This is a genomic window from Desulfovibrio sp. (assembly GCF_018379785.1).
Lineage (GTDB): Bacteria > Desulfobacterota > Desulfovibrionia > Desulfovibrionales > Desulfovibrionaceae > Desulfovibrio.
Genome location: NZ_JAGZUV010000020.1, coordinates 20,209 through 44,301 on the forward strand (window position 1 = coordinate 20,209; position 24,093 = coordinate 44,301).

The 24,093-nt window shown below is 63.6% G+C and carries 25 protein-coding genes; 11 read left to right on the plus strand and 14 right to left on the minus strand.

Annotated elements, in window-relative coordinates; genetic code table 11:
* Positions 1-16 precede the first annotated feature (16 nt).
* The 5 genes from KH208_RS06160 to KH208_RS06180 all read right to left on the minus strand — a co-directional run bounded on the left by KH208_RS06160 (position 17) and on the right by KH208_RS06180 (position 3,575).
* A complete protein-coding gene (locus KH208_RS06160; protein WP_291434760.1) occupies positions 17-301 on the minus strand; it encodes a hypothetical protein in 285 nt (94 codons plus the stop codon).
* An 87-nt stretch (positions 302-388) separates the two neighbouring features.
* A complete protein-coding gene (locus tag KH208_RS06165) occupies positions 389-622 on the minus strand; it encodes a hypothetical protein (RefSeq protein ID WP_291434761.1) in 234 nt (77 codons plus the stop codon).
* A 111-nt stretch (positions 623-733) separates the two neighbouring features.
* Positions 734-2,266, minus strand: coding sequence for a fused MFS/spermidine synthase (locus KH208_RS06170; protein WP_291434763.1), 1,533 nt, complete (start codon positions 2,264-2,266; stop codon positions 734-736).
* Between the two features lie 137 nt (positions 2,267-2,403).
* The gene (gene tadA / locus KH208_RS06175) at positions 2,404-2,895 is read right to left on the minus strand and encodes a tRNA adenosine(34) deaminase TadA (protein WP_291434799.1); all 492 of its coding nucleotides are present in this window, start codon (positions 2,893-2,895) and stop codon (positions 2,404-2,406) included.
* A gap of 11 nt (positions 2,896-2,906) precedes the next feature.
* Entirely contained in the window at positions 2,907-3,575 is a 669-nt protein-coding gene (locus KH208_RS06180) for a TIGR00730 family Rossman fold protein (protein ID WP_291434765.1), read from the minus strand.
* A gap of 239 nt (positions 3,576-3,814) precedes the next feature.
* On the opposite strand from KH208_RS06180, the gene KH208_RS06185 reads away from it, so the two are divergent.
* Genes KH208_RS06185 through KH208_RS06210 form a run of 6 tightly spaced genes read left to right on the plus strand, consistent with a single transcriptional unit; the run spans position 3,815 to position 8,731 of the window.
* The gene (locus KH208_RS06185; RefSeq protein ID WP_291434767.1) at positions 3,815-5,425 is read left to right on the plus strand and encodes an MBL fold metallo-hydrolase; all 1,611 of its coding nucleotides are present in this window, start codon (positions 3,815-3,817) and stop codon (positions 5,423-5,425) included.
* Positions 5,426-5,432: 7 nt separating this feature from the next.
* Positions 5,433-5,984: a 16S rRNA (guanine(966)-N(2))-methyltransferase RsmD gene (gene rsmD / locus KH208_RS06190; RefSeq protein ID WP_291434769.1), complete on the plus strand. Its 552-nt coding sequence runs from the start codon at positions 5,433-5,435 to the stop codon at positions 5,982-5,984.
* Positions 5,981-6,520, plus strand: a complete 540-nt coding sequence (coaD, locus tag KH208_RS06195) for a pantetheine-phosphate adenylyltransferase (RefSeq protein WP_008686293.1) — start codon at positions 5,981-5,983, stop codon at positions 6,518-6,520. The genes rsmD and coaD overlap by 4 nt, the downstream gene beginning before the upstream one ends.
* Complete coding sequence (gene miaA, locus KH208_RS06200; protein WP_291434773.1) at positions 6,520-7,479, plus strand: tRNA (adenosine(37)-N6)-dimethylallyltransferase MiaA; 960 nt, start codon at positions 6,520-6,522, stop codon at positions 7,477-7,479. The genes coaD and miaA overlap by 1 nt, the downstream gene beginning before the upstream one ends.
* Before the next feature lie 5 nt (positions 7,480-7,484).
* Positions 7,485-8,054 carry a GNAT family N-acetyltransferase gene (locus KH208_RS06205; protein ID WP_291434775.1) on the plus strand — a complete coding sequence of 190 codons (570 nt, stop codon included), beginning with the start codon at positions 7,485-7,487 and terminating at the stop codon, positions 8,052-8,054.
* Positions 8,051-8,731: a phenylalanine--tRNA ligase beta subunit-related protein gene (locus KH208_RS06210; RefSeq protein ID WP_291434777.1), complete on the plus strand. Its 681-nt coding sequence runs from the start codon at positions 8,051-8,053 to the stop codon at positions 8,729-8,731. Before KH208_RS06205 ends, KH208_RS06210 begins: the two co-directional genes overlap by 4 nt.
* Positions 8,732-8,821: 90 nt before the next feature.
* On the opposite strand, the gene KH208_RS06215 is transcribed toward KH208_RS06210, so the two are convergent.
* The 5 genes from KH208_RS06215 to KH208_RS06235 form a co-directional block, all read right to left on the minus strand.
* Complete coding sequence (locus KH208_RS06215; RefSeq protein ID WP_291434778.1) at positions 8,822-9,880, minus strand: hypothetical protein; 1,059 nt, start codon at positions 9,878-9,880, stop codon at positions 8,822-8,824.
* Positions 9,881-10,110: 230 nt separating this feature from the next.
* Positions 10,111-12,495 (minus strand): formate C-acetyltransferase/glycerol dehydratase family glycyl radical enzyme, encoded by a 2,385-nt coding sequence (locus KH208_RS06220; protein ID WP_291434779.1) that lies wholly within the window; start codon positions 12,493-12,495, stop codon positions 10,111-10,113.
* A 51-nt stretch (positions 12,496-12,546) separates the two neighbouring features.
* A complete protein-coding gene (locus KH208_RS06225; RefSeq protein WP_291434780.1) occupies positions 12,547-13,467 on the minus strand; it encodes a glycyl-radical enzyme activating protein in 921 nt (306 codons plus the stop codon).
* A gap of 8 nt (positions 13,468-13,475) precedes the next feature.
* The gene (locus KH208_RS06230; protein ID WP_291434782.1) at positions 13,476-14,279 is read right to left on the minus strand and encodes an SDR family oxidoreductase; all 804 of its coding nucleotides are present in this window, start codon (positions 14,277-14,279) and stop codon (positions 13,476-13,478) included.
* A gap of 71 nt (positions 14,280-14,350) precedes the next feature.
* Complete coding sequence (locus tag KH208_RS06235; protein ID WP_291434784.1) at positions 14,351-14,710, minus strand: cupin domain-containing protein; 360 nt, start codon at positions 14,708-14,710, stop codon at positions 14,351-14,353.
* A gap of 211 nt (positions 14,711-14,921) precedes the next feature.
* Between KH208_RS06235 and KH208_RS06240 the strand changes: the two genes are divergently transcribed.
* Positions 14,922-15,698, plus strand: coding sequence for an IclR family transcriptional regulator (locus KH208_RS06240; RefSeq protein WP_291434786.1), 777 nt, complete (start codon positions 14,922-14,924; stop codon positions 15,696-15,698).
* Between the two features lie 67 nt (positions 15,699-15,765).
* On the opposite strand, the gene KH208_RS06245 is transcribed toward KH208_RS06240, so the two are convergent.
* The 4 genes from KH208_RS06245 to KH208_RS06260 all read right to left on the minus strand — a co-directional run bounded on the left by KH208_RS06245 (position 15,766) and on the right by KH208_RS06260 (position 19,969).
* Positions 15,766-16,932 (minus strand): hypothetical protein, encoded by a 1,167-nt coding sequence (locus KH208_RS06245; RefSeq protein WP_291434788.1) that lies wholly within the window; start codon positions 16,930-16,932, stop codon positions 15,766-15,768.
* Between the two features lie 60 nt (positions 16,933-16,992).
* On the minus strand, positions 16,993-18,276 hold the full coding sequence (locus tag KH208_RS06250; RefSeq protein WP_291434790.1) for a TRAP transporter large permease subunit: 1,284 nt from the start codon (positions 18,274-18,276) through the stop codon (positions 16,993-16,995).
* 57 nt (positions 18,277-18,333) lie between these two features.
* Positions 18,334-18,849: a TRAP transporter small permease gene (locus KH208_RS06255; protein WP_291434792.1), complete on the minus strand. Its 516-nt coding sequence runs from the start codon at positions 18,847-18,849 to the stop codon at positions 18,334-18,336.
* 91 nt (positions 18,850-18,940) lie between these two features.
* The gene (locus KH208_RS06260; RefSeq protein ID WP_291434794.1) at positions 18,941-19,969 is read right to left on the minus strand and encodes a TRAP transporter substrate-binding protein; all 1,029 of its coding nucleotides are present in this window, start codon (positions 19,967-19,969) and stop codon (positions 18,941-18,943) included.
* 459 nt (positions 19,970-20,428) lie between these two features.
* Between KH208_RS06260 and KH208_RS06265 the strand changes: the two genes are divergently transcribed.
* From KH208_RS06265 to hmcD, 4 genes are read left to right on the plus strand one after another with little or no spacing between them, the layout of a single operon-like run.
* The gene (locus KH208_RS06265; protein WP_291434796.1) at positions 20,429-21,412 is read left to right on the plus strand and encodes a nine-heme cytochrome c; all 984 of its coding nucleotides are present in this window, start codon (positions 20,429-20,431) and stop codon (positions 21,410-21,412) included.
* Between the two features lie 15 nt (positions 21,413-21,427).
* Entirely contained in the window at positions 21,428-22,531 is a 1,104-nt protein-coding gene (gene hmcB / locus KH208_RS06270) for a sulfate respiration complex iron-sulfur protein HmcB (RefSeq protein ID WP_291434797.1), read from the plus strand.
* Positions 22,532-23,746: a sulfate respiration complex protein HmcC gene (gene hmcC, locus KH208_RS06275; RefSeq protein WP_291434798.1), complete on the plus strand. Its 1,215-nt coding sequence runs from the start codon at positions 22,532-22,534 to the stop codon at positions 23,744-23,746.
* Between the two features lie 16 nt (positions 23,747-23,762).
* Positions 23,763-23,909, plus strand: coding sequence for a sulfate respiration complex protein HmcD (hmcD, locus tag KH208_RS06280; protein WP_009303442.1), 147 nt, complete (start codon positions 23,763-23,765; stop codon positions 23,907-23,909).
* Positions 23,910-24,093 lie beyond the last annotated feature (184 nt).

Below are 24,093 nucleotides of genomic sequence, written 5' to 3' on the forward strand. Positions count from 1 at the left end.
GGACAAGAGGAAAAGGTTATTTTTCGATCCAGGGCAGCAGGGCGTCCACGATCTTGCGGGCCTGATCGGCGCTGGAAATGGTGAATTTGGACTGCTGGCGGTATTCGCCGCCCGATTTTTTATAGCGCCGGATCACGTATTTATCCGGGCCGTAATCGTCGGTTTCCGGCCGCCACTGCTGATAGCGGAACAGGATGGTGGTCCAGGCGCCCTTGCTCAGCACCACCTTGTCCAGTTCATTGATCAGAACCTGGCCGTTTTCCTCATACTGCACTGTAAGATCGTCGATGGATTCGTTCAAAACATCCTCGCAATGGGCGCGGCGGGGCCGCCTGTCCCCGCACCGCGCTGTTTAAACCCATGCAGAGCATTTCAGCTTTGAAATGCTCTAGACGCCGGTATAGTTCGCCAGTACGCCCTTCACGGTTTCGGGCAGTTCGGGCTGCTGCACCACCATGTCCGCCGGACCGGGGCCGTAGCGGTTGGAAGTGGTCTGCGCCGTGGCGGTCATGGCCATCAGCCGCTCGGACATGGTCAGATCCCGTCCGCTGCTCATTTTCCGCCCCAGCATGGTCAGCACGTTTTCCGTGATGTCCACCGGTTTGACGTTGTTGTTTTCCATAGCACGGCCTCCTTCTGTGAATGCTAACCTACAGATTTCATCGGCATACCGCAAGACGGCTTCAGGGAAGCCGGGGCATCCGTTCCCGGCCCGGCGGAAAGCGCCCGGAACTCACTGCCGCAGCAGCATCAGGGCGTAGCGCTCCACCGGCGCGAAGTCGTCGGTAAGCGCGGGAATGTCCGCCGGTATGATCCCGGCGTAACGCGCGGCCAGCATGGCGTCCGTTTCCGGGGCCGGTGGGTCCGTCGCCCCGGCCGCTGCGTCCGCCGCCGGGGGCGCGGCATCGGGGACGGCTTCCGGAAATGCCAGCAGCATCAGGTTCTGCACCTCGCCGGGCCGGTCCGGCCTGCCCACGCAGTACACGCGCACCTCGGCAAAGGCGGCGGCCAGCGCGTGGTAAATGCCCCGGAACAAGCGCCCGTCCGGCCCCTCCACCGCCGAAATCACATTCATCAGCAAGGCTCCCCCCGGAGCCACGGCCCGGCGCAGGCCCTGGGCGGCCTCCACGGTGCCCATCTGGAAGGGCACGGAATAGTGCGAATTAAAGACATCCACGAAAACCAGGTCATAGCGCTCGTTCCGCCGGTTAAGAAAGGCGCGGGCGTCCTCGTGCCGCACCGTGAGGCGGGGATCGTCCCTCAGGCCGAACCAGCGCCGGGAAGTTGCGGTCATGGCCGGGTCCAGCTCCACCACGGTCAGGCGCAGGCGCGCGGCGTCCAGCCCGCTTTTGCCCGACAACAGCCACTTGGGCACGGAATAGCCCCCGCCGCCGAGCATCAGCACCTTGCGCGCGCCCGGCACATGGCGCGGCCCCAGGGCGTAAAAACGGGTATAGTCGAAATACAGTTCGTCCGGGGCGTCCAGCAGCATGCCCGACTGGCTGTAGCCGGGATCCGTGGCCATCAGGCGCACGGCCCGGCCGTCCCGGGCGCGGTCCACGCCTTCCATGATCCGGATGCTGTTGTACGGGCTTTCCACCAGGCGCACGCCGCCCTTTTCCGCCAGCCATTGCCCGTAAAGCCCGTCCTGCCAGGCCAGCAGGGCGCAGAGGGCCAGCAGCAGAAAGCGCGGTCGGGGCCGGGCCGGGGCGTTGCAGAGGGAAAGCAGCAGCATGCAGAGGGCCACGCCCCAGAGAATGGCCGTGCTGCCGAAAAAGGAAATCAGCACAAAGCCGCCCAGGAAGGTGCCCAGAATGCTGCCCGCCGTGGACAGGGCATAGAGCCGCCCCACCGTGGCCCCGGCGGTATCCACGTCGGCGATACGCAGGCGGATGACATAGGGGGTGATCATGCCGAAGAAAAAGGCGGGCAGGGCGAAAATGCCCAGGGCGGCGGCCACGGCGGCCAGGTACAGATTGCCCACGGCCCGGGTCGCGCCCGCGCCCAGCGCCGTGTGGCAAAAGGCCGTAAGCGCGCAGCCCAGTCCGGCCCCGGCCAGGGCCTGGCCCAGCCCCCGGCGGGAGAGCTTCTTGTCCGCGAAGCGGCCTCCGGCCCAGGCCCCCAGCGCCAGGCAGGCCAGCACCACGCCGATGAGGCTGGTCCAGACAACGGCCGAAGTGCCCACGTGCGGGGCCAGCACCCGCCCACCCACCATTTCCAGCACCATGACCAGCGCGCCGCTCAAAAAAACCGTCAGTTCCAGCATGCCCAGTCCTTTTCCCGGCGAGGGCGTTCAAGCCGGAGAATCCGCCGCCCGCCGCGCTTCGGAAACGCCGAGTGGTGAGGATTTTTGTTCCCTGGCAAGGACGGTGAACTCGGGCAGAGAACAAAAATCCTCACCACTCAGCGTTTCCTTTCGAAAAAATCGCGCAACAGGACCGCGCAGGCCTCGGCCCGCACCCCGCCCATGTGCCAGACCCGATGATTGCAGAAAGGAGCGTCCAGATATTCGGCGCGGGAAATCACGGCTCCGGCCAGATCGTCCGCAGCGCCGTAGACCACCCCGGCCAGGCGCGCGTGCGCCAGGGCCGCCGCGCACATGGCGCAGGGCTCCAGGGTAACCGCCAGCACGCAGCCGGTCAGGCGGTAATTGCCCAGGGCCGCGCCCCCGGCGCGCAGGGCCAGGATCTCGGCGTGGGCCGTGGGATCGTGCCGCCGCACGGGCGCGTTGCGGCATTGTGCCAGCAGTCGCCCGTCCGGCCCGGCCAGAACCGCGCCCACCGGCACTTCGCCCTCTGTCGCGGCCATGCGGGCCTGAACCAGGGCCAGCTCCATCAGCCCTTCCCAGCTCAAGCCCGGCGGCGGATCGGGCACCGGCCCGGCGGGCGCGAACACGCGCGGGGCCGCTACAAAATGATGATCTTGCACAAGTGGTTGACCACTTCCTCGGGCGTGTCGCAGACCGTGACGAGTTTGTCGATCTCCGCCTCATGGATGAAGCCGCCGGCCGCCATGCTTTTGCGCAGCCACTCCAGCAGGCCGCTCCAGAAACGCGAATCGTACAGAATGATGGGGAAGGGCCGGGTGCGGCCGGTCTGGGCCAGCACAAAGGCCTCGGAAAGCTCGTCGATGGTGCCCATGCCGCCGGGCATGACCACATAGGCCATGGCGTATTTCACGAACATGAACTTGCGGATGAAAAAATAACGGAAATTGCAGCGGGTTTTCACATACTTGTTGCAACCCTGCTCGTGCGGCAGTTCGATATGCAGGCCCACGGACTCGCCCCCGGCCTCGAAGGCTCCCTTGTTGGCCGCTTCCATGATGCCGGGGCCGCCGCCGGTGATGACGCCGAAGCCCGCGTCCACCAGCATGCGGGCGATTTTTTCGGCGTCCTGGTATTCCTGCATGTCCGGCGTGCAGCGGGCCGAACCGAAAATGGAAATGCAGTTGACCTTCAGGGCGTTGAGCTCGTCCAGCGCATGCACCATTTCCGCCATGATCCGGAAAGTGCGCCAGGATTCGGTGGTCACGGAGCTCAGATCATCCACTATGTTCTGTCGTAGTTCAGGCATAACCGCTCCTTGCGGGAAGAATCGACGTGACGTCGGCGTAGCCGCCGAAGCCCGCGCACGCGCGCGAAACCGGTTTCACTATATGTGAGCCGGAGCGCGGCGGCAAGAGCGCGGAGGCACGCGGCGAACCGGCGTCCGTTTGACACGGCGACGGGCTTGCGGCTATGTGAAGCATTGCCGCAATGCCGTGCGGGCGCACGCTGCGGCCTCTGCCCATCCACCACCCATTCGGAGTGCATATGAAAGTACAGTTTCTGGGCGCGGCCAAGACAGTCACCGGTTCCTGCTACATGATCGAGGCCTGCGGCAAGCGCTTCTGCGTGGACTGCGGCATGCACCAGGGCAACAAGGCCATTGAGCAGCGCAACCGCGACATCAAGCCCTATCTGCCCGGCAATATTGATTTCATCCTGATCACCCATGCCCACATCGACCACTCGGGCCTGCTGCCCCTGCTGGTCAGGGACGGCTTTGACAAGCCGGTCTACTGTACCAAGGCCACCAGCGACCTGCTGGAAATCATGCTTCAGGACAGCGCCCACATCCAGGAAATGGAAGCCCAGTGGGAAGCCAAAAAATACGACCGCCGGGGCCTGAAAAATCCCCCGGCCGCGCTCTATACGGTGGAGGACGCCCAGAAGGCGGCCGCCCTTTTCCAGCCCGTGGACTATCACAAATCCTTCGAGCCCGCGCCGGGCATCCGGGTGACGTATTACGACGCCGGGCATATCCTGGGTTCCGGCTCCCTGCGCCTGGAAGCCGAGGAAAACGGCAAGACCACCAGCATGATCTTTTCCGGCGACATCGGCCGTCCCCAGTCCCTGATCGTCCGCGATCCGGAAAGTCCGCCCAGGGCCGACTACGTGTTCATGGAGTCCACCTACGGCGACCGCAATCACAAGAACGAGAGCACCAGCGCCGAGGAACTGGCCGATGCCGTGGCCTACAGCCACGCCAAGGGCGAAAAGGTCATCATTCCGGCCTTTGCCGTGGAGCGCACCCAGGAAGTGCTCTACTGTCTGCACATGCTCAACAGCCAGGGGAAACTGCCGGAAGACATGCCGGTTTTCGTGGACAGCCCCCTGGCCATCCGGGCCACGGAAATTTTCGAGCGCAACCGCGAATTGTTCGACGAGGACGCCAAGGCCCTGCTGGGCAACGGCGACGATCCCTTCTCCCTGCCCAATCTGCATTACACCTTGAGCACCGCCGAATCCCAGGCCATCAACGAATTCAGCGGACCGGCCATCGTCATTTCGGCCAGCGGCATGTGCAATGCCGGGCGCATCAAGCATCACCTCAAACACAACATCTGGAAGGCGGGAGCCAGCGTGGTCTTCGTGGGCTACCAGGCCGTGGGCACGCCGGGCCGCAAGCTGGTGGAACAGACCAAAAAAATCACCCTGTTCGGCGAAGACATGGATGTGAAAGCGCGCATTTTCACCATCAACGGCTTTTCCGGCCACGCGGGCCAGAGCCAGTTGCTGGACTGGCTGGCCCCGCTCACCGGCGACGGCACGCAGGTGGTGCTGGTGCATGGCGAGAATTCCGCCCAGACCACGCTGGCCGGATTGATCCGGGAGCGTTTCAAGATCGCGCCGCTGATCCCCGGCTATCTGGAAGAACTGGTCCTGGAAGGCGGGCGCGTGGCCCAGACCGTGCTGCACGAGCGCGAGGCCCATCCCAAGGTGGACTGGAACTTCCTCACCGGCGAACTGGAACGCAAGTGGGACATGTTCAAGGGCAAGCTGGCCGATGTGGAACGCCGCCCCTGGGTGGAACAGACCGAATTGCAGGAGGCCCTGGCCAAGATGGATTACGCCATGACCCGCCTGCTTTCGCGCATGTAGGCGCGGTATGCGGATCATTGCCGGCGGCCTGGGCGGCCGCGTGCTGAAAACCGTGGAAGGCGAGGGCTACCGCCCGGCCATGGGCCGTACCCGCGAGGCCCTCTTCTCCATGCTGACCGCGCGCGGTCTGGTCTGGCGCGAGGCCCGCGCGCTGGACCTGTTCGCGGGCAGCGGCAGCCTGGCCTTCGAAGCCCTGAGCCGGGGCGCGCCCAATGCCCTGCTGGTGGAAAACGCGGCCCCGGCCATGCGCTGTCTCCAGGAAAACGTGGCGGCCCTGGGCCTGGAAGGGCGGGCCCGCCTGGTCAAGGAGGATGTGCTGCGCTTTCTCAAACGCCAGCCGCCCGAAGGTTTTGACCTTGTCTTCATGGACCCGCCCTACCGCAAAAATCTGGCGGAACCGGCCCTGCGCGCCCTGGCGGACAGGGGCTGGCTCGCGCCCGGAGCTTTTGTCACGGCGGAAATAGAAAAGGACGTCGCGCTCACGCCGCCCGCTTCCTTCAACCTTCTGGCCGAGCGCCTTTTCGGCCAGACGCGCATCTGCATCTGGACAGCATCATGAAAACAGCCCTCTATCCCGGCACCTTCGACCCGTTGACCAACGGCCATCTCAGCCTGATCCGGCGCGGCTGCGACGTCTTTGACCGGATCATCGTGGCCGTGGCCGACAATACCCCAAAATTCCCGCTGTTCAGCCATGAGGAACGGGTGGAAATGGCCCGCGAGGCCCTCAAGAACGAATCGCGCGTGGTGGTGGAGCCCTTTTCGGGCCTGACCGTGGAATACGCGGCCCAGCGCGGGGTCTGCGCCCTGTTGCGCGGCCTGCGCGCGGTGTCGGACTTCGAGTATGAATTCCAGCTGGCCCTGATGAACCGCCGCCTTCAGCGCCATATCCAGACCGTGTTCATGATGACCGACTATCAGTGGCTGTTCATCAGCTCGACCATCGTCAAGGCGGCTGCCAGCCACGGTGCGGACGTCAAAGGCCTGGTGCCGGAAAACGTGCGCCGCAAGCTGCTGGAAAAATACGCCAACGGCGAAGTGCGCCGGGCCACGCCCTGTCTGGCCGCGCCGCACGGGGGCTTCCGCGTTTCGTAATGGCCGGGGAATTCACGCCGCCCTTTGCCGCGCCGGTCATCTGTCTGGCCGGTCCCACGGGTTCGGGCAAAACCGCCGCGGCCCTGGCCCTGGCCCGCGAGCTGGACGGGGAAGTGATCAATGCCGACTCGCGTCAGGCATACGCCGACTTTCCGCTGATCACGGCCCAGCCCTCGCCGGAAGAACGCGCCTGCTGTCCGCATCACCTCTACGGCTTTCTGCCCGCGCGGCAAAAAATCAGCGCCGGGCAGTGGGCGGAACAGGCGGCGGCCAAAGCCCGCGAACTGCTGGCGCGCGGCAAGACCCCGTTGCTGGTGGGCGGCACGGGCCTGTATTTTCAGGCCCTGCTGCGCGGCATTGCCGACATCCCGTCCCTGGACCCGGCCATCGGCGCGCGCCTGGAAGCCCGCCTGGACGCTGAAGGCGCGCCCGCCCTGCATGCCGAACTGCGCAAGGCGGACCCGGCCTATGCGGCGCGCATCCACCCCAACGACCGCCAGCGCATCGCCCGCGCCCTGGAAGTCTGCGAGGGCACGGGCCGCCCTTTCAGCTGGTGGCATGAAAACGCCATGGCCGCCCCGCTCTGCCGGGGGCCGCTGCTGGTGCTCAACGCCGACCTGGCCTGGCTGGAGCCGCGTCTGGCCCGCCGTCTGGATCTGATGCTGGCCGCCGGGGCCCTGGAGGAGGCGCAAAAGGCGCGCGTGCTCTGCGACGACCCGGCCGCGCCGGGCTGGTCGGGCATCGGCGCGGCCGAAGCCCTGGCCCATTTGCAGGGCCGGATCAGCCTTGAGGAATGCCGCCGCCTCTGGCTGCGCAATACCCGCGCCTATGCCAAGCGCCAGCTGACCTGGTTCCGGGCCCGGCCCGAAGCAATCTTTCTGCCGCCCGACGATGTGGCGGCCATCATGGAGCGGGCGTGCCGGAGCCGGGCCGACAATTCCGCCCCGTGCATGCCGTAACTCGTATGAACGCGCTGATCTTGAAAACGCCGCGCCTGATCCTGCGGGAAATGACGCCGGACGACTTCCCCGCCCTCTGCGCCATGCTGCGCGACCCTGAGGTGATGTACGCCTACGCCCACGCTTTCAGCGAGGCCGAGGCCCGGCAATGGCTGGACAGGCAGTTGCAGCGCTATCGGGAAGACGGCTTCGGCCTCTGGGCCGCGACGCTCAAAACGGAAGACGGCCTGCCCGGCGAAATGATCGGCCAGTGCGGCCTGACCCGGCAGGACTGCCCGCCCGTCTCGCGGGACCGCGTCCTGGAGGTGGGCTATCTGTTCCGAAAAAGCCGCTGGCACCGGGGCTATGCCACGGAGGCCGCCCTGGTCTGCCGGGATTACGCTTTCACGGCCCTGGACGCCGGGGAAGTCTTTTCCATCATCCGGGACGGCAACGCCGCCTCCCAAGCCGTGGCCCGCAGAAACGGCATGAGGCCCGGCGCGCGCTTCAGCAAGCGCTATTACGGCCAGGACATGCCGCATGTGGTTTTTTCCATCACCCTCTCCCGCTGGCGGGAAACAAAGGAAGCCAGATGATCCCTCAAACCCGCCCCCAAATCCGCATCGATCCCGCCCTCAAGGCCCTCTGGCCCGAGGCCCGTCTCGGCTGTCTGACCTGGCGCGCCCTGCCCTCTCCGGAACATCCGGCGCTCTGGACTTTTTTTACGCGGGAAATCCTGCCCGGCCTGGGCAAAACGCTTCAGGACACGCCCCTGGCCGAGCTGCCCAACCTGGGAGAATCCCGCCGGGCATACAAGGCCTTCGGCCGCGACCCGGGGCGCACGCGCGTCTCCTCCGAAGCCCTTTACCGCCGCATCCGCCAGGGCAAGGAGCTCTACCGCATCAACAGCGTGGTGGACGCCAGCAACCTGGTTTCGCTGGAAACCGGCTTTTCCCTGGGGTCCTACGACCTGGCCCGCCTGGAGGGCGGCCTGCTCTTCCGCCTGGGCGAAGCCGGGGAAATGTACGCGGGCATCGGCAAGGACGGCATCGACCTGGCGCGTCTGCCCCTGCTGGCCGACGCGCGCGGCCCTTTCGGCAGCCCCAGCAGCGATTCGCAGCGGGCCATGATCTCGTTGGAAAGCCGGGACATCCTGACCGTCATTTACGGCTTTTCCGGACAGGAGGAACTTGAGGCCGCCCTGGCCCTGGCGCGGAAACGCCTGGCGGATTTCGCCGAGGCCGGGAACTGCGCTGTTTTCACGGTTTGCTGAACAAAGAGCCACGGCCGCGCGGCCGGAGGATGAGGCTGCCGCGCGGCCGGGGTTGGCCGGAAGGGCCCACGGGAACAAACGGGAACAAGGTCAGGGTAAGAAACGGGGCGTCACAAGCGGCAGACTTTCCAGCTCTCCGGCCTCCCGGCTGCTGAGCGCCCCGGTTTTTTTGTGAAAGGCGATCACGTCTTTCAACCAGCCGCGCAAGGTCCCGCCGGGGCGCATGGCGCCGTCCGCGGCGGGCACGCCGCCCAAAAGCTCCTTCTGCTTGTCCAGGGGGAAAAGCAGATGGTTTTCCAGCTCCCGGCGGGCGTCTGACGCGGACAGGGCCTTGCCGGCAAACTCCCGCTGGAAGCGCTGGTACAGCGGCACGAGTTCTTCTACGGGCATCTTCCCGAAGCTCTCGACGGCTTGCAGATAGTTGCGCAGATAGGCCGTGATCCGTTCCGGGTGCTTATCGGCATAGCCGCGCTCCGCGAGCAGCAGCACGGGCTGCGCGATGCCGCTTTTCCGTCCGTCCGTGATCCTGGACAGACCGAGATCTTCCGCCGCGTAGGCCGCCGGAGCCCAGAGGGCCGCCGCTTCCCCCAGGCCCTTGGCCAGGGCTTGCGCGGCCTCGCCGGGCTTGACGTCCACAATGGTCACATCCGTGTCCTTCAGACCCATGCCGTCCAGCCAGGCCAGCAAAAGCTGGTGCGCGCTGGTGCCCAGAGGGCAGAGCACGGTTTTGCCGCGCAAAAAGCGCGCCGCCCCGCCGACGCCGTTCAGCCGCGCCAGGGGGCTGGATGCGCGCGCGTACACGGCGTTGGACGCGGCCTCCTCCGTGCCGACGCCCACCACATAGACATCCTTGCGCAGCAGGGCGCGCAGGGCGGGCACGCCGCCGCAGGCCGCCAGATTCCAGCCGTAGGCGTGCATATTGTCCACCAGCAGCCTGCCGGTGGGGAAAGAGCGAAGTTCCACGACCGGGTTGTTTTCCCGGTCCCATTGGCGGTCATGGGCGTACCAGGCCGCAAAAGCCTCGAATTCAGCCAGCCAGGCGGTGCGCAGAGGCGCGGGCCGCGCATGATCCGCGGATTGCGCGTGCGCCGCGGAAATCAGGAGACAGGAAATCGCCAGACAGGCCCACAGCGGGCGGATAAACTGCATGATCTTTCTCTCCTGCGGTCCGCCTCCTGCCGGAAACGGACCGCGAAAAACATATGGTCGCGAGATTCTATAGTATTAACAGTCTGTTGGAGCTGTTTCTAAATTAGGATTTTCGCTCTCTGCCAAGGAAGGCGAGCCCTGGGCGGAGGGAGTATATTCAAAATATTCGACCTTCGCACGGGGCGAGCCTGACGCAGGCAGAGGGCGAACGGACAATTTAGAAACAGCTCCTAAAGTTCGTGCGCGGTACGGCTCAAAATATCCTCCTGGATCTCGCGGCTCAACTCCACGAAATAGGCGCTGTATCCGGCCACGCGCACCAGCAGGCTCTTGTGGTCCTCTGGCCGGGCCTGCGCGCAGCGCAGCACTTCATGGCTGACCACATTGAACTGCACATGGAAGATGTCCAGGTCCAGAAAGGTCTTCAAAAAGGCGGAAAGACGCTTCCTGCCCTCCGGACCGGCCAGCACCTGCGGCGTGAGCTTGATGTTCAGCAGCGTGCCGCCGTCGATGCTTTCGTGCGGCATTTTGCCCAGAGACTGCAAGATGGCCGTGGGTCCGAGACGATCCTGCCCCTGGGAGGGAGAGCAGCCGTCGGCCAGGGGCCGCCCGGCCTTGCGCCCCGACGGCAGGGCCGCCACGGCCATGCCCTGCGGCACATTGGAGGAAACCGGATACAGGGCGGGCAGCTTGTGATTGCCGAGCTTGCCCCGGTAGGAATCAATCTCGTTGATGATGACGCCGCACATTTCGATCATCACGGCATCGGCTTCGTCGTCATTGTTGCCCCACTTGGGCGCGTCCTCCTCCAGGATGCGCCGGATGCCCTCATAGCCCCGGAAGTCTGCCTTGACGGCCGCCACCAGTTCTGCCATGCCGAAGCGCTTTTCCTCAAAGACAATCTTTTTCACCGCGGCCACGGAATCCACGAAATCACCCACGCCGTTGCCGTTCATGCCCGGCCCGGTGTTGAATTCCGCGCCGCCGTGGGTGAGATCCCGCCCGCTTTCGAGGCAGCCCAGGGTGAACATGGAAGCCACGGGATTGGGCAGGTACTGATAGTGCAGCTCCTCCAGCACATTCTGGGAGATGGAGAAGCGGCGCAGCAAATGACGCAGTTGGGTATGGAGCGCGGACCTGAATTCCTCGTAGGTCTTGAATGCCGCCGCGTCGCCCGTTTCCGGACCGAGCCGCTTGCCGCTTTTCAGATGCACGCCGTTGGTCAGGGTGAACTCCACGGCGCTGCCCAGGTTGTAGTGCCCCGCCGAGCTCCACTGGTAATGCCGCCCGGCCAGTTGCGCCTCCACGCAGCCGATGGGGGCCCAGTCCCGCGCCAGGTGGGCGGGAATACCCTTCTTGAGCAACATCTTGTAGCCCACGTCGTCGCTGAAGATAGCCGGAAAGCCGGAGCCCGTCTGTACCAGTTCGGCCACTTTCAGAAAGAATTCTTCCGGGTTCTTTTTGCTGATGCGCACGGACAGGGAGGGTTGGACCATCTGGACGTCGATGCCCGCCTGAAGCATGAGATAGGTCAGCGTATTGACCGCGTCCCGGCCGTGGGTGTCCAGGCCGCCCAGCGCGATGTTCTGGAAGGCGCAGAAGCCGGAATAATGCCTGGCGGCGGGCTCGTTCCAGTACCAGATCTGCTCGCCCATCTTGACCCACAGGCATTCGATGATTTCCAGGGCTTCCTCGTCGCAGAGGCCCCGCTGCCGGTCTTTTTCATAGAAAGGCAACAGATACTGGTCCAGCAGGCCGGGGGAATACCCGCCCGCGTTGCCCTCGATGAACAGGCCCACAAAGACGAAATAGACCATTTGCAGCGCCTGATGCAGGGTTTCCGGCGGGTTGCGGGCCAGATGCGCGCAGACCCGCGCGACGCGCTCAAGATCCGCACGGCGTTTTGGCCCGGCTCCGGACATCTGCGCTTGGGCTTCCCGGGCGTGGCGCTCGCAAAGAATGGAAAAGCCTTCGCAGCAGATAATCACCGAACGCCAGAAATCCCGCCGGGAGAAATTTTCGATCGTATTGAAGTCCAGTCCGGCCAGTTTTTCCTCGGCCCGGCGCCGGATGCCGTCGAAACCCAGGGGCAGGATCAGCTGCGGCAGGGCGGGCACCATGTCCCCCGGCACGCATTCGATCTTGACGTCATTATCGCACACGCCGCCCACGGCCACCATTTCGCGCACATCCTCCGGGGCCCTGGCGTTCCAGAAATCCCGCAGGGTCTTGCCCCGCCAGTAGGGATACACCTCCTCCCGGTAGCATTTTTTCTGCTCCTCGCTGATCTGGTAAGGGTCCTGAGGACGGGTGCTCATGGTGTCCAGCTCATCGTAAAACCAGTTGTTGGACAACTCGGGATTGACGTGGATGCTCCGCGCCACGGCCCCGGCATTGCCCACGATGAGTTCGTCGGGCTGGATGGTGATGGTTTTGGTGGCGCAGTGCTCCTTGAAGGCCCTGGCTCTGCGGATGATCATGGGTTCGCTTTCCGTGGCCTTGAAAATCCGCGTCTTGGACAGGGCCCCTTCGATGCAGACGCCGGGCCTGTGGGAGAAAAACTGGCTCTTGAGCCGCCCGATCCGTTCCAAGCGTGCTTCCTTGGTGAGTGACATGGCCGATCTCCTTAACGGAAGTAAAAATGCATGGCGCGCCGCCCCCGAATATCAGGCGGCGCAAAAAATCTTCAGTCCCCCGGCGCGGCCGCGCAGCCGCCGCACGGCCGCCTCCGCCTCATCACGGGGCATGGGCGGCGTATCCCCGAGACCGTACTCCCGGCCGAGCATGGCATATTTGTCCTTGCCCAGGCGGTGGTAGGGCAAGACCTCCAGATCCACCGTTTCCGGGCCGCCGGGCAGGCCGCCCAGATACGCGCCGTAGGCTTCGAGATGCCCGGCATCGTCGTTCAGGCCCGGCACCAGGGGCAGGCGAATATGCACCGGCTTGCCCGTCTCGGCCAGAAAGCGCGCCAGATTTTCCAGAATCAGGCGGTTGTCCTGCCCGGTGAGCCGCCTGTGCCGCACGGGGTCCAGATGCTTGACGTCGTAAAAAATCACGTCCGCGGCCAGGGCCAGGGCCCTGAAATGCTCATAGGGAGCGAAACCCGAGGTCTCGATGGCCGTATGGATGCCCAGAGCCGCGCAACGGCCGCACAGTTCCACGGCAAACGCGTGCTGCGACAGGACCTCCCCGCCGGAAAGGGTGACCCCGCCGCCGGAATTACGGTAAAAAAGCATGTCCTTCCTGATGCGGGCAAGGACCTCGTCCAGGCTGTATTCGCGCCCGGCCATGAGCAGGGCCTTGCCGGGACAGGCTCCGGCGCATCGGCCGCAGACATCGCACAGGGCCCGGTCGATGCGCGGCGGGCCGGACTCCGCGCGTATGGCCCCACGCGGGCAGAGCTCCGCGCAGCGGCCGCAGCCCAGACAATCGCCTCTCTTTTGCAGCAGTTCCCGCCCCGTGTTCTGGGTGGTGGGATTGGAGCACCAGCGGCAGCGCAGCGGGCAGCCTTTGAAAAAAACCGTGGTGCGGATGCCCGGCCCGTCATGCAGGCTGTAGTGCTGGATATTTTCAATCAGGGCTTTCATGGCCGCGCCTACAGAACAAGGTTGTCGAACTCTTCCCGGTGCCGGTCCCGCAGGGCATACAGCTTGGCCAGCTCCACGCTGGCCCGGCGCTCCACGTCCCCGGCGCACTCCAGAAGCACATCCATGACCCGCACGGAAGTTCCCAGAGAAAGCAGCCAGCGCACGGTGCAGGCGATGTCCTCGGGCTGGATCATCTTTTCCGGCGCCAGGGAGGCGCCTTCGCCCGCGGCCATATCCGTATTGACCCAGCCGGGGCAGATGGTGGTCACGCTTATGCCCCCGGCCGAAAGCTCCCGGTAGGCGGACTCTCCCAGGCCCATGAGCCCGAACTTGGAGGCCGAATAGCCCCCCAGCCCGGCCACGGCCACCTTGCCGTTGCGCGAGGCCACATTGATGATCCGCCCTTGTCCCCGCCTGAGCATCACGGGAATGATTTCGCGCATGAACAGAAAGGGCGCGCGCAGATTGACCGCCAGAAGCCGGCTGAAAACGGCCTCGTCCAGATCAAAGCTGCCGGGAATGCTGATGCCCGCCCCGTTGAAGAGCAGGTCCACACGGCCGTGCCGGGCGGCAATGGCCGCGGCGGCACGGCGCACGGCTTCGGCGTCGGCCAGGTCCACGGCCTCAATGTCCGGCAGGTCCGCCCCGGCCAGGGAGCGTTCCGCGGCCAGATCCGCGCGGGCCGCCTCCAGATTTTCCCGGCTGCGCGCCACAAGCACCAGCCGGTAGCCCCAGCCCGCGAGTTCGCGGGCCACGGCCTTGCCTATTCCCCGGCTCCCTCCGGTCACCACGGCTACAGGAGTTTCTTTCATGTCCGCCTCCGCGTTGCTGCATGCTGAAATTTTTTCGCCGCGCCCACGCCCGTCCTCGGAATTGATCCTCTTCAGGACCGCGCGGGCGCGGCGCAGACAAAGGCTTTTTTGACATAGCTCGCCACATGCCAGATTGTGCGCGTGCCGTAAGGAATGAGAAAGCTGTCGCCCGGACGCACCGTGACCCGCGTGCCGTCGGCATGTTCAATGACCGCTTCGCCCTCCAGAATGCTGCACATCTCGTCCGTGGCATGGGAAGGAATGGCGAAACTGCCTTTTGAGCAGTCCCAGATGCCGGCCGTAAGCGTACCGTCGGGCCGCGCGAAACAACGCCAGACGTTGGCGCGGGGCCTTCCGTCCACGGGATTGGGCGCGGGCCCCTCCGAATGCCCGGCCGGCGCGCTTTGATCAAAAAGAATAATTGTGTTCATGGCGGCATCCTATGTTCATATATTATCAACTTTTTTCCATTATTATATACTATTTTCTCCTTTGTCAAACCCCGAACCAGGAAAAAGTCGACGCCGCAAAAAAAATAGGGTAACTGTGATCAAACTGAGATTTCATAGCCCCAAGGCCCAGGTTTGCGGCACGTCCGCCCGGCGTGGATTTTCCGCGTCCAACTTTGCTTGTGAGAAAAGTATGGCCCAGAACAGCAACGCTTTTGTCCAGACCTTTGAAAAAGGCCTGCAAATACTTGAATATCTGGTGGAGGAAAAAACCGTTTCCGTGACCGGCGTGGCAAAACGCATGGGCATTCAGAAAAGCGCCAGCTACCGCTTTCTCAACACGCTCCGGCTCCACGGCTATGTGGACAAGGATCAGCACAACAGCTACCGCCTCACGGACAGATTGAGCAAATTGGGCAGGGGCGTGGTGCCCAAGCGGGAATTTTACAATATCGTCGCGCAGTTTCTGGACAACCTGGCAAAGAAGAACAAAGAGAACAACGGCATCTGCAATCTGGGCATGTGGAACGGCAAGGAAATCGTCTACATGGTCCAGAGCGCCAACGACAAATACATGCTCCTGACCGTGGGAAGCACGGTTCCGGCCTACTGTTCCGCGCTGGGCAAGGCCGTACTGGCCTACCTGCCCGACGAAGCTGTGGAAAATTACATCCAGCGCACCGAATTCGTCACCTTCACGGAAAGCACGGTGAACAGCGCCGAACGCCTGCGTGCGGATCTCCGGGCCGTGCGCGAAAAGGGCTATGCCCTCATGGACGACGAACTCTACCCCGGCCTCAAGGGTCTGGCCCTGCCGGTCATCAACGGCAGCGCGCCGGTCCGCTACGCGGTCAGCGTCACCCAGACCATCTACGGTCCCGCGAGCCAGTTAGTGGAGCAGATGCTCAAACCCCTGCAGGAAACCGTGCAGGACATCGTGGCCTGCATGGAGCTTCACAACGCCGAGTAGCGCGGCCCGCCCGTCGCCGGACCAGAGCCGGAGCGCCCCGCGCGGGGCCGCTGAAGCCCTGCCGGGTTCAGTGCGCTGGAATCCCTTCTCTTTCCAGCAGGGCCGCAAAAGCGTCAGTGATCTCCCTGAAAGCATCGAGCATGGTGTCGGGTCTGAATTCCCTGTAGCGCCAGTTGATGCCGAAAACCTCCTCCACCACGCGGATGCAGTGCGCCGTGGCTCCGGCCGCGCCGTCCGCTCCCGTGGGCTCGAAACCCTCGCAGCGGTTGGCCCCGTACATGATTTCCAGCATGCGTTCCCGGCTCAGATCCGGCGGAGTCACGGCCCGCGCGCCGGAAGCGTCCACCCATACGGGGCAGCCCGCCGGAAGGCCTTCGGGCCCGGGCGCGTGCAGCAGCGCGCCCGCGTCGTAGAGCATGGCCTTGATCACCTGCATGGCCGAGGCCGCCACGCACTGCTGGTTGACTTCGGAAAGCAGGGGCATGCGTTCGGGCACCTTGGCCCAGAGGTCCTTGTCCACGTCCAGTTCGGCGGTAATGTCCCTTTTGTTCTCCTCCACCTTCAGATAATAGGGGATGCCGGGAGCCAGCGCTCCCTCCTGGAAAATCTGCATGCACATGCAGTGATGCCCCACCAGGGTGATGTCCACGGCTTCCGGCCGCGTGCCGCGCTTTTCGGCCACAATGGCCTTGAGCATGGGTTCAAAAAGCGAGACGTTGCCCACGCCCACCGTGGGGGCCAGGCCCACTTTGCCCAGAATCTCGTGCAGATAGTCCGGGCCGGACACGTTGACCACATGCGCGCCGGGCAGAACCTGTTTGACCGTCTTCATAAGATTATAGAGCAGCGCGCCGTGCCCCGGCGCCCAGGGCCGAAGGCCCGAGCCCTCCGGCGCGCCGTAGTAAATCCGCCGTGCCAGATCATGGGGCAGGCGGTGCAGATGCCACCAGGAAAGCAAGGTGGCGGCATTGAAGATCACATCCGGCCGGTAGCGTTCCAGGGCCTCGGCAACGGCTTCCGTATCCAGCATGTCGATGCCGAAGCCGGCCACCTCGGGAAAGCGCCTGTATTCCTGCAGAAAATAACTGTCCGCGATCAGGCTGTTGGCGACCTGGCGGGCGTGGTCCGCGCGAATGTCCCCCACCGCCACCCGGACGCCGGGCAGCCTGCCCGCCAGATGGGCCGCGTAGGTGCCGACCCCGCCCAGTCCCAGAATCATCAGCGTCTTGTCCATGAAAGACCTCCTCATCCATTATGGGTTGGAACTGTCATCCTTATGGGAACAAACAAGCCCCTAGCGGACAAAATGCACCAGAAAAAGCGATATCTGCGGAAAAAACGTGACCAGGATCAGGGCCAGTACCTGCACGCCGAGAAAGGCCCAGGCCTCGCGCATGATATTGCCGATTTTCTCCTTGCAGATGGGCGCGGCGATCCAGAGTTGCGGGCCCATGGGCGGCGTCACCTCGCCGATGATGGAACAGAACACGGCCAGCGCGCCGTACAGGGCGGGGTCGATGCCCAGGCTCATCACGCTGGGCAGAAAGAGCGGCAGCACGATGACCACCATGGGAAAACTGGAGAAAAAAAAGCCCATGACCAGAAGCATGGCCTGCACGGCAAGCAGAAAGCCGGTAGGCCCGAGCTCCAGGTCGATGACCCACTGGCTGATCATCTGCGGCAGGCCCACATAGCCCAGCACCCGGCCGAAAAGCTCGCCGCCGATGACCAGGAAGTAAATCATGCTGCTCAGGCGCACGGTCTCCACCAGGGAATCCATGAAGACCTGCCGGGTGATGCCCTTGTAGACGAGCGTCCCCAGGGCCAGTGAATAGATGCAGGCCACTGCCGCCGCCTGGGTGGGACTGAATATGCCGGAGTAAATGCCGCCGAGCACGATGAGCGGCATGAGCAGAATGGGGAATGCCTTGCGGAAGGCCTCCAGCCGCGCCGCCGGGCTGGCTTTTTCTCCGCCCCGGTAGCCCCGTTTGATGGAAAGGTACACGGTGAGCAGGCACATCAGGGCCGCGGCCAGCAGGCCGGGCCCCACCCCGGCCGCGAACAGATCGGCGATGGAAATGCGGTTGCTGGCCCCGAAAATGATCATGAACACGCTGGGCGGAATGACGGCCCCCAGCCCGGCGGAGGTCACGGCCAGGCCCGAGGCGAAGGCGCGCGGATAGCCCGAGGCCGCCATCATGGGTACGAAAATGGTGCCGATGATGGCCAGACAGGCCGTGGCAGAACCGGAAATGGAGCCCAGGAAAGCCGCGAAGATGCAGATGGCCACGGCCATGCCGCCGGGCAGATGCCCCACCAGGCGGCTGATGCAGTCCCGCAGATGCCCCATGCCGCCGCTGGAAAGAATCAGATTGCCCGCAAAGATGAAAAAGGGCATGGCCAGCATGGGATAGCCGCTGATGGTGGTGAAGAATATCTGGGAAATATTGCCCACCGGGAAATCCATGACGTGGATCATGATGGCGATGGAGCCGATGCTGAACGTCACGCACAGCGGCGTTCCCAAGAGGAAAAGGATGACAATGGTCAGCAGGGCGAAGTAGACGAAAGTGTCCATGCCGTTCTCCTGGTGTCTGATTGCATAAATTTCGAGCGCGGGCGCGGATTCCGGGCTTTATTCCTCCGGCTCTTTTTCTTCCGGCGCGTATTTGCCGCGGACCACGCCCCAGAGCTGGTACACGGCGAATACGGTGAACATGGCCATGCCCAGGCCCACGCAGCTTTCCACCAGCCAGCGCGGCACGGGCACGCAACGGATAATATTCATATTGAATTCAATACATTGAGAGATGAAGATAAAGCCGCTCCAACTGATGACCACGCCGAACGCGATGGTGGCGAAGCAGCTGATGATGTCGCAGGCCTTGCGGGCGGGCCCGGGCAGGGCGTTGCGGAGCATGTCCACTGAAACGTGGTCTCCGTCGGGCAGAATGGGACCGGCCACCATCATGACGGCCCAGATGGTCAGCCAGACAGGCAGGTCGTACATGAGGTCGATGGAAAAATGGAAAAGCGTGCGGCAGACGATTTCCGCGAAATTGACAAGAATGCCCGCAAAGAAGACCAGACCCCAGAATTCGATCCAGCGGCGCTTGAGTTTGGCCCCGGCATGGCTGTGCCGTTGTGACATGGTTCTTCCCCTTTCCGCCGCATAGCGACGGGCGGGCCCGGCGCGGCCGGTACGGGCATGCCGTCCCCTGCCGCGCCGGGCCGTAAACGGGTTATCCGGCGGTGGTCCTGACGGCCTCCAGCAAGGCGGGGTCCACGCCCTTGACGAATTCATCCGTGGCCTGCCGCAGGGCGGCTTCCCACTCGGCACGGGCCTCCGGGGTCATCTTCACCAGGATGGTGTCCGGATTTTCATCCCACCACTTGAGGATGCGTTGCTCCTCGTCCTCGAAGTACTGATGCACATCCGTGGCCGCGATGACGAATTCCAGGGCCTTGCGCTCGCTCTCCGGCAGGGAATCCCACCACTTGCGGTTCACCACCAGAGCCTGCGGGCAGAAGCCCAGGGGCACGGGGAGCATATACCTGGTCTGGCGGGGCAGATCATAATAGGTGTAGCCGAAGATATCGTTGGTCAGCCCCTCGATCATGTTGGTCTGCAGGGCGGAAACCACCTCGGTATACGGCAGGGCCACGCCCACCAGGCCGAGGGCCTTGAAGGCATTGGCGTAAGACTGCTGGCCGGAATAGCGGATCTTCTGATTCTTCATGGCCGCCAGCGAGTCCGCCGGGCCGTTCTTGGTCCAGATCCAGAAGTGGCCGATGGAATTGGTCCACTTGAGAATCCTGAAGCCCTTGGTTTCAGCCAGGCTTTCCTGCTTGGCCTTCCAGGCCGGGGTGTTCATGGCCCGCAGGAAGTGGGCCATGTCCTTGAAGACGCCCGGCGCGGTGATCACCCGCCAGTCCGGGTCGAACTGCTCGATGAACTGGGGCAGGGTATAGGTGAACTGCCCCGCGCCCGTGGCCACGGCGTTGATGGCGTCGGCCGGGGACTTCACCACGTCGCCCACCCAGCGCATCTTGTATTTGCCGCGCAGAGCGGGATGATTCTGCATATTGAAATCAAGCGCGCCGTAATAGATGCCCACGGCCTGCCCTTCGGCGTAGGAAGAGGCGGAGCTGTAGGGCTCCGGGAAAAGCAGTTTCACCTCCTTGGCCGCGGCCGAGGCCGGGCGGACGGGTCCACACAGGGTCAGGGCGCACAGCGCCAGCATGCAGGCCATGGTTTGCAACAGCTTCATCGCACTCTCTCCTTGATATGGTTACTGCCGGTTATGGGGACTCCGCCCCGTGAAGCACATCGGTATCACTTGCAGGGGAGGCCGCGGGGCAAGGCCGGAATGGTTGTGGATTGCGGTTCATGACGGGGCGCATTATGGGTTTTGTTATTTTTAAAGCAAAACAATTCATTTATTGTGAATAATAGGCCAAGCCAAACCGGGTGTCAAGCCAGCTGTCCGGCCCGTTTCCTTCCCGCGCGGGAAGATGCGGTTTTTTTGCGAAAACTTTCTCAAAGCCTTGCCTTTCAGGCGTGAGAAGCCTTCCCAATGCGCGCCCCCTCCTTGACGTATCTCCCGCCCTGAGCTAGCTTTGCCGCAATCTAAGTGTTTGTCCCCCGCTGGAGGGCGGGGGCCGGAGGTGACCCGCGCGCTTGCCGCGCCGGGAATTGGGGTAATGTCTGTATGCAAAAGGACAAGCACATGAGGAATGGCACAACACTGCTTCTGCTGGCGGCGATGGCCCTGGCTGGCGCGGCGTGTCTGACGTCCTGGGGGGCGGGGTCTGCGTCCGCGGCTTCCCTGGAACCCACGGACAGCGGCGCGCCGTCGGCCATGGTCATCTTTCCGGTCGGCGAAAAGCCCAATCCCAAGGGCGCGGCCATGAAACCCGTGGTTTTCAACCATCTCGTCCATGAGAAAAAAGTCGAAAACTGCGAGTCCTGTCATCACACGGGCGATACCGTGGCCTGTACCACCTGTCATACGGTGGAGGGCAAAGCCGAGGGCAACTTCATCACCCTTGAGCGGGCCATGCACGCCACCAAGATCGCCAAACGCGCCAAGGGCAACACGCCCCAAAGCTGTGTGAGCTGTCACGAGCAGCAGCTCAAGCGGCGCGAATGCGCCGGCTGCCACGTGCTGGTCAAGCCCGTGCGCAACGACGCCTGGTGCGCCGTCTGCCATACGGTGGCTCCGTCCATGACCAAGGAGCAGATGCAGCAGGGCATCGCCGGGGATCTGCCCGCCGAACAGAACGAGGAACTGGCCGCCGAAACAGTGCTGTCCAGGAAGCCCGTGCCCTATCTCTCGCCCATGATGGCCCCCTACAAAGTGGTCATCGACGCCCTGGCCAAAAAATACGAACCCAGCGTCTTTACGCACCGCCGTCATGTGAACTCGCTCATGGAGCGCATCAAGGACGACAAGCTGGCCCAGGCCTTCCACACCAAGCCGGAAACGCTCTGCTCCGCCTGTCACCACAACAGCCCGCTGTCGGCCACGCCGCCCAAGTGCAGCAGCTGCCACACCACGAGCATTGATCCCAAGAATCCGGACCGTCCCCGGCTCAAGGCCGCCTATCATCTGCAGTGCATGGGTTGCCACAAGGCTATGAAGGTGGGTCGTCCGAAAAATACCGACTGCACCACCTGCCATAAGCAACGCGCCCCGCAGCGCGCCGACTAGTACGGAGAAACGCATATGAATCGCAGAAAATTCCTGACCATTCTGGGCAGCGCGGGCGTGGTTTCGGCATTGGGCACGGCGAAGGTGGCCGAAGCCAGCGTGCACACCTTCCCCTACTATGACGACAGCTACGGGGTGCTGCACGACACCACCCGCTGCATCGGCTGCCGCCGCTGCGAAGCGGCCTGCAACGAGGTGAACCACCTGCGCAAGCCGGCCAAACCGTTCAGCGACCTTTCGGTCACCGACACCCGCCGCCGCACCTCGGCTTACGAGTGGACCGTGGTCAACAAATACGAGATGAACGGCAAGCCGGTGTTCCGCAAACTGCAGTGCTTCCACTGCAACGACCCGGCCTGCGCCTCGGCCTGTTTCGCCAAGTGCTTCCAGAAACTGCCCGACGGCACCGTGGCCTACGACGGCTCGCAGTGCGTGGGCTGCCGCTACTGCATGGTGGCCTGTCCCTTCTATGTGCCCGGCTTCCAGTACGACGAGGCATTTGACCCGCTGGTGCAGAAGTGCACCTTCTGCGAGCCCCGCCTCAAGGAAGGCAAACTGCCCGGCTGCGTGGAGGCCTGTCCCGTGGACGCGCTGACCTTCGGCAGGCGCAGCGACCTGATCAAGGTGGCCCGCGCCCGCATCGCGGACAATCCCGGCAAGTACGTCAACTATATCTACGGCGAATTCGACGCCGGCGGCACCGCCTGGATGGTGCTGGCCCCGGCCGCCGAGGGAGCGCCCGTGCCGCCGGATGACCCGACAATGGCCAGCCCGGATCTGAAACAGCTCGGCCTGGACACCCACCTGGGCAACCGGCCCATGGGCGAACTGACCTACGGGGCGCTGGGTGCCGTGCCCATGATCGTGGCTTTCTGGCCCGTGCTCTTCGGCGGGGCCTACGCCATGACCAAACGCCGCGAGGCCATGAGCAAGCTGGAGCAGGACAAAATGTCGAAGGAGGCCAGGGAAGACGTGGCCGCCGCCGTGGACGCCGCCGTGCGCAAGATTGAGGAAACCGAAGGCGAAGGCGCGGCCGAGCGTGCCCGCCGGGCCATGACCGAGGCCCTGAAGGCCCGGGAAGCCGAGGCGGCGTGCTCCAAGCACGGGGAGGATAAGTAGATGGAAAACCACAGCATCGTCATTCCCACCAAGGACAAACTGTTCAATCTTGACCCGCTGCTGCGGCGGACTCCGGGCAATATCCTGACGTGGATCATCCTCACTGTGGGTCTGATCATCACCATCATCCGCTTCACCCAGGGCATCGGCTCGGTGACCAACCTGGACGACAATCAGCCCTGGGGCCTGTGGATCGGCTTTGACCTGCTCTGCGGCGTGTGCCTGGCCGCCGGCGGCTACTTCACCACCGTGGCCTGCTACGTCATGGGCATGAAACACTTCCACTCGGCGGTACGCCCGGCCGTGACCACGGCCTTCCTGGGCTACGCCTTCGTTGTGGTGGCCCTGCTGTATGACCTGGGCCATCCGCTGCGTCTGCCCTACATGTTCTTCTTCCCCGGCACCACCTCCGTGCTCTTTGAAGTGGGCCTGTGCGTGGCCACCTACGTCACGGTGCTCTTCATCGAATTCTCCGTGGCGCCCATGGAATGGCTGGCCCAGAAGTTCCCCTGGCTGATCAAGTGGCGCAAGCTGGTCATCCGCTGCACCATCCTGCTGACCATCTTCGGCGTGACCCTCTCCACCCTGCACCAGTCCTCGCTGGGTTCGCTCTATCTCATCGCGCCTGAAAAGCTGCATCCGCTCTGGTACTCGCCCTTCATGCCCATGTTCTTCTTTGTCAGCTCCATGGCGGCCGGCGCCTCCATGGTCATCTTTGAAGGCATGTTCGCGCACAAGGGCGTGCATCAATACATGGACGCCACCCATTTGCGCGAGGCCGACGGCGTGGTGCTGAGCTTCTCGCGGGCCGCGTCCTTCATTCTCTTCGCCTACTTCATGCTCAAGCTCATTGACATGCTGGTGCAGGCCAACCTCCCCTATCTCTTCACGGGATACGGGGTCTGGTGGCTGGTGGAGATGCTCTTCTTCGTGCTGATGCCCGCCCTGCTCTACGCCAAGGGCGCGCGCGACAGCAACGTCAGCCTCTGCCGCTTCGCTTCGGCCAATGCGATCATCGGCATCGTGCTCAACCGCTTCAATGTCTCCATGATCGCCTTCAACTACAACCTGCCTCCGGCGGAACGGTACTTCCCGAGCATCTGGGAAATCTGCATCTCCATCTTCGTGGTGACCATGATCGTGACCGTATACCGCTTTATCGTCTACAATATGCCCGTGCTCTACGAACATCCCGATTTCAAGGATGCCCACTAGACACAAGGAGAAGACCATGGAATTCCATACCTTTTATGACTACTTCCTGTACACCAAGAGTTGGGCGTACGTCATGATGTTCGTCGTGCTGCCTCTCTATGTGCTGTACTGGAACTTCGTGCTCTTCCCGGACAAGAAGAAAGGCAACAACAGTCCCAAGTAGCAGGACGCAAGCAAGGCGGGGCCGCAAGGCCCCGCCTTTTTTCATGCCGCGCGTGCCTCGCAGGCGCGCTTGTCCCGCTGAGGTTCGCAGGGCAGACGCATCTAATTCCAGCCTTTGTAGACCTCTTATTTGCCGTGATAATCCGTCAAAACCAGCCTTTTATGCGCTGGCTGCGTCATCTGGC